The 4,247-nt window shown below is 73.1% G+C and carries 5 protein-coding genes, 1 pseudogene and 1 riboswitch; all 6 genes and pseudogenes read left to right on the forward strand.

The features are described from left to right. Positions 1–491: 491 nt before the first annotated feature. Complete coding sequence (locus tag BN12_RS23485; protein ID WP_053080104.1) at positions 492–1,058, forward strand: histidine phosphatase family protein; 567 nt, start codon at positions 492–494, stop codon at positions 1,056–1,058. Between the two features lie 60 nt (positions 1,059–1,118). Then, positions 1,119–1,194: riboswitch (Fluoride riboswitch) on the forward strand. 51 nt (positions 1,195–1,245) lie between these two features. Next, the gene (locus BN12_RS19070) at positions 1,246–1,791 is read left to right on the forward strand and encodes a universal stress protein (RefSeq protein ID WP_048554988.1); all 546 of its coding nucleotides are present in this window, start codon (positions 1,246–1,248) and stop codon (positions 1,789–1,791) included. 4 nt (positions 1,792–1,795) lie between these two features. Beyond that, positions 1,796–2,275 carry a fluoride efflux transporter FluC gene (locus tag BN12_RS19075; protein ID WP_048554990.1) on the forward strand — a complete coding sequence of 160 codons (480 nt, stop codon included), beginning with the start codon at positions 1,796–1,798 and terminating at the stop codon, positions 2,273–2,275. After that, positions 2,272–2,649 (forward strand): fluoride efflux transporter FluC, encoded by a 378-nt coding sequence (locus BN12_RS19080; protein WP_048556610.1) that lies wholly within the window; start codon positions 2,272–2,274, stop codon positions 2,647–2,649. Before BN12_RS19075 ends, BN12_RS19080 begins: the two co-directional genes overlap by 4 nt. Before the next feature lie 42 nt (positions 2,650–2,691). Further along, positions 2,692–3,960 carry a phosphopyruvate hydratase gene (gene eno, locus BN12_RS19085; RefSeq protein WP_048554992.1) on the forward strand — a complete coding sequence of 423 codons (1,269 nt, stop codon included), beginning with the start codon at positions 2,692–2,694 and terminating at the stop codon, positions 3,958–3,960. After that, positions 3,957–4,247: pseudogene (locus BN12_RS25415) on the forward strand (hypothetical protein); the annotation flags it as partial. The gene eno and the pseudogene BN12_RS25415, both read left to right, overlap by 4 nt.

The following is a 4,247-nucleotide window of genomic DNA, read 5'->3' on the forward strand; positions in this document are numbered from 1 at the left end:
GGTATCCCCCTACCTCGACTCAAAGCGGCACCCCTGGGTCGAGGTATTGGGTGACCTTCCGCCGGTATCCCCCTACCTCGACTCAAACCGGCCCGCCCCCAGTCGAGGTATTGGCTGCTCCTCCCTCGGCGAGCCCCTCGACCCGCCTCCAGATACCTCGACTCCCAGCATGACCCCCAGGTCGAGGTAACCAGAGACCTTCCGCCGGTATCCCCCTACCTCGACTCCCAGCATGACCCCCGGGTCGAGGTAACCAGAGGCCTTCCGCCGGTATCCCCCTACCTCGACTCCTTGGCTTGGCCCCCGGGTCGAGGTATGGGGCGACCCGTCGGCCTGGCCCCCGCGCTGGGCGTCGTCGCCCAGCAGGGGCTGAGGAAGAGATGACGACCGTCGGCGCCATCGTTGATGGAGGGACGTTGGCGCCATCGTTGACGCAGGGCCGTCGGCACCGTCGCGGAGGGAGGGACGCGGACGGGTCTACGATCCGGCGGGTGACCGGTCATCTCGTCCTCCTCCGCCACGGACGCACCACCCTGAACGCCGACGGCCGGCTGCGCGGCCGGCTGGACCCCGACCTCGACGAGGTCGGTCGCGCGGAGGCGGAGCACGCCGGGCGGCTGCTCGCCCGGCATACCGTGCGGCGCATCGTGAGCAGCCCGCTGGCTCGGGCGCGCCAGACCGCCGACGCGGTGTCCCTGGCGACCGGGGTGTCCGTCGAGCTCGACGATCGGCTCCTCGACCGCGACTACGGCCGGTTCGCCGGCGACACCGTCGCCTCCGTCCTCGAGCGCTTCGGCAGCCTCGACGCGGCACCGGACGTCGAGACCCGCGCCGACCTCACGGACCGAGTGGTCGAGCTCCTCGGCGAGGTCGCCGGTGGCAGCCTCGCCGACGACGTCGTCCTCGTGACCCACGATGCCGTCGTCACGATCCTCGTCGAGCACCTCGGCCCGCCGGACCCCGGCCCGGTCGTCGTCCCGACGGGCAGCCTGACGGACCTGCGCCGGGTCGAGGGACGGTGGGTCGTCGACGCGGTGGGGGTGCTGCCCGCACCCTGAGCCTGGGGCCGCGGCGCGCCCCGTGGACGTGTTGCACCGTCCCGCCGCGGTGTCGCTATCGTGGGCCCCGGCGATGGATCCCGCCAGGACGCGCAGCGTCCGAACTGCCGCCCCGGCTGATGGCTCCTGCTCCGTCCTCGGACGGGCAGGCTCGCCTGCCCGTCCACCTCGTGCGAAGGGCTGACCGATGGCACCGGATCGCGTTCCGCCGCAACCGCATCCGTCGCGGCTCACCGACTTCGCCGGCCACCCGCTCGTCGTGTCCGTCGTCCCCGACCAGCCGCCGCTCGTCGCGCTCACCGCGGCGAGCCTGGCCCGGGCGACCGGAGCCCCGGCCCTCTACTTCGCGCACGTCGACACCGACCGCTACACCGACGAGGAGTTCCCCGACGGCACCGTGCGCCACGTCGCCATCGACCCCGACACCGCCGACGACACGTGGCAGGACAGACGGCGGGTCCTCACCGCGCAGGTGGCGGCGGCCATGGAGGGTCAGGGGATCCGGTGGGAGTTCCGGTACCTGGCCGGGCGTGTCGACCGCTCCCTCACCCACCTGGCCCGGGCCGTCGACGCGGCCGCCTTCGTCGTCGGCACCCATGTCGGAAAGCACCATCGGATCAGCGAGTTCGTCAACGGCTCGGTCTCGGTCCAGCTCTCCCACCGCCAGCACCGACCCGTCGTCGTCGTGCCGCTGGAGGTCGTCGACTGGGAGGGTCGCGCGCCATGGGAGTGAGCGGATGACGAGCAACGAGGGGGATGTCGCTCCCGACCTCCCCCTGACCCGGACCCGCACCCGTCCGGCCCACCGTGATCCCGGGCTCATCGCCCTCATCGTCGCCGGGGGCGCGGTCGGCACGACCGTCCGCAACCTGCTGGAGAACGCCTTCCCGACCGCTCCGGGCCATTGGCCGTGGGCCACCTTCGGCATCAACGTGACCGGCGCCTTCATCCTCGGGCTCCTCCTCGAGGTGCTCTCGCGCTCCGGCCCGGACGCCGGCTGGCGCCGCCGCGTCCGCCTGACCGTCGGCACGGGCGTCCTCGGCGGCTACACGACGTACAGCACGTTCGCCGTCGAGGTCGCCGGGCTCACGACGGACGCGCCGCACGTCCTCGGTGCCGCGTATGCCGTCGCGAGTGTCGTGCTCGGCGTCCTCGGGGCGGCGGGGGGATACCTGCTCGCCGTCCGCGCCGTGAAGCACGCGTGGAGGCCGACATGACCCTGCTCCTCGTCGCCGTCGCCGGCGGGATCGGAGCCGGCGCCAGGTTCGTCGTCGACGCGTTCGTGGCTCGTCACAACCCTTTTCGTGTCCCGCTCGGAACCCTTCTCATCAACATCTCCGGATCGTTCGTCCTCGGTGTCCTCACCGGCTGGGTCATCTACGGCGGGGGAGGGGACACCGCCCGGCAGCTCAAGACCGTCCTCGGGACCGGACTGTGCGGCGGGTACACGACGTTCAGCACCGCGTCCGTCGAGAGCGTGCGGCTGTGGATCGCCGAGGGGACGAGCCGGGGCGTCGCGTACGCCGCTCTCACCCTCGTCGGCAGCGTGGCCGCCGCCGGTCTCGGCCTGGCCGTGGGGGCACTGCTCTAGCACGACAACCGACCGCGCCATCACGACGAACGAGGAGTACCGATGCCGACCATCACCGTGAGCAGCCTGAGAGCCCTGGAGATCCTGGACTCCCGGGGACGACCGACGCTCAGCGTCACCGCGACGCTCGAGTCCGGAGCGACGGGCACCGCCGGCGTGCCCTCCGGCGCCTCGACGGGCACGCGCGAGGCCGTCGAGCTGCGTGACGGGGACCCTCACCGCTACGGCGGCGCCGGCGTCCGCACCGCCGTCGCGCACGTCCACGACGAGCTGGCCCGGGCGCTGGCGGGAAGGCCGTTCGGGAGCATCGCCGAGGTCGACCGGGCGCTCCGGGACGCCGACGGCACCCCGAACAAGTCCTGGCTCGGCGCGAACGCCATCGTCGGCGTGTCGATGGCGGTGGCGCGCGCGATCGCCCGGGACCGGCGGGAGCCGCTCTGGCAGACCCTCGACCCGCACGCGCCGCGCCTGCCCGTGCCGCACTTCAACGTCGTCAACGGCGGCGTCCACGCCGCGAACGACCTCGACTTCCAGGAGTTCATGATCGCCCCCGTCGGGGCACCGTCCTTCGCCGAGGCGCTGCGCGCCGGCGCGGAGGTCTACGGCGAGCTGCGCCGCCTCCTCGCTGGCCGTGGGCTGTCGGTCGGACTCGGCGACGAGGGCGGGTTCGCACCGGAGATCTCCGAGCCCGAGGAGGTGCTGACCCTCCTCGTCGAGGCGATCACGCAGGCGGGCTACACGCCGGGACGCGCAGGCGTCTGCGTCGCCCTCGACCCGGCCGCGAGCGAGTTCCACGGTCCCGACGGGTACCGCGTCGCCGGGGAGCGGCTCACCTCCTCGGCACTCATCGACCGCTACGAGCACCTCATCGAGCGCTTCCCGATCTGGAGCCTCGAGGACGGCCTCGCCGAGGACGACTGGGACGGCTGGAAGGAGCTGACCGCCCGGCTCGGCGAGCGGGTGCAGGTCGTCGGCGACGACATCTTCGTCACCGACCCCGCGACGATCCGCGAGGCCGCGAGCCGCTCGGTCGGCACCGCCTCGCTCATCAAGCTCAACCAGATCGGCTCGGTGTCGGAGACCCTCGAGGCCCTCCAGGCCTGTCGCGACGTCGGATTCGGCGCGATGATCTCGCACCGCTCGGGGGAGACGACCGACTCCTTCATCGCCGACCTCGCGGTGGCCAGCGGCTGCGGCCAGCTGAAGTCCGGCGCTCCGGCTCGAGGCGAGCGGCTCGCCAAGTACAACCGGCTCGTCGAGATCGCCGCCGCGAACCCGGCACTGCCCTACGGGCTGCCCCACCACCGATGACTCTGCCACCCGGCGAGCCCACCGGGTCCGAGTCCGCCGACCCCACCGGGTCGCCGGACCCCCCGGAACGCTGGCTCACCCCCGGTATCCTCGGGGTGGGCGGCGCCTCCCTGTGCTCGGACGCCGGGCACGAGCTGGTCACCTCGCTGCTGCCGTCGTTCGTCACCTCGACGCTGCACGCGGGCCCGGCAGCGCTCGGGGCGATCGACGGGGTGGCCGACGCGCTGACCGGCCTGTCCAAGCTCGCCGGCGGCCCGCTCGCCGCGGACCCGTCGCGCCGGGGTCGC

The organism is Nostocoides japonicum T1-X7 (assembly GCF_001046855.1).
Taxonomy (GTDB): Bacteria; Actinomycetota; Actinomycetes; order Actinomycetales; family Dermatophilaceae; genus Nostocoides; species Nostocoides japonicum.

What these genes read in the sequence shown, in the direction of transcription:
- BN12_RS19070 (WP_048554988.1), top strand. Translation starts at nt 1,246, where the DNA reads ATGGCACCGGATCGCGTTCCGCCGCAACCGCATCCGTCGCGGCTCACC.
- BN12_RS19075 (WP_048554990.1), top strand. Translation starts at nt 1,796, where the DNA reads ATGACGAGCAACGAGGGGGATGTCGCTCCCGACCTCCCCCTGACCCGG.
- BN12_RS19080 (WP_048556610.1), top strand. Translation starts at nt 2,272, where the DNA reads ATGACCCTGCTCCTCGTCGCCGTCGCCGGCGGGATCGGAGCCGGCGCC.
- eno (WP_048554992.1), top strand. Translation starts at nt 2,692, where the DNA reads ATGCCGACCATCACCGTGAGCAGCCTGAGAGCCCTGGAGATCCTGGAC.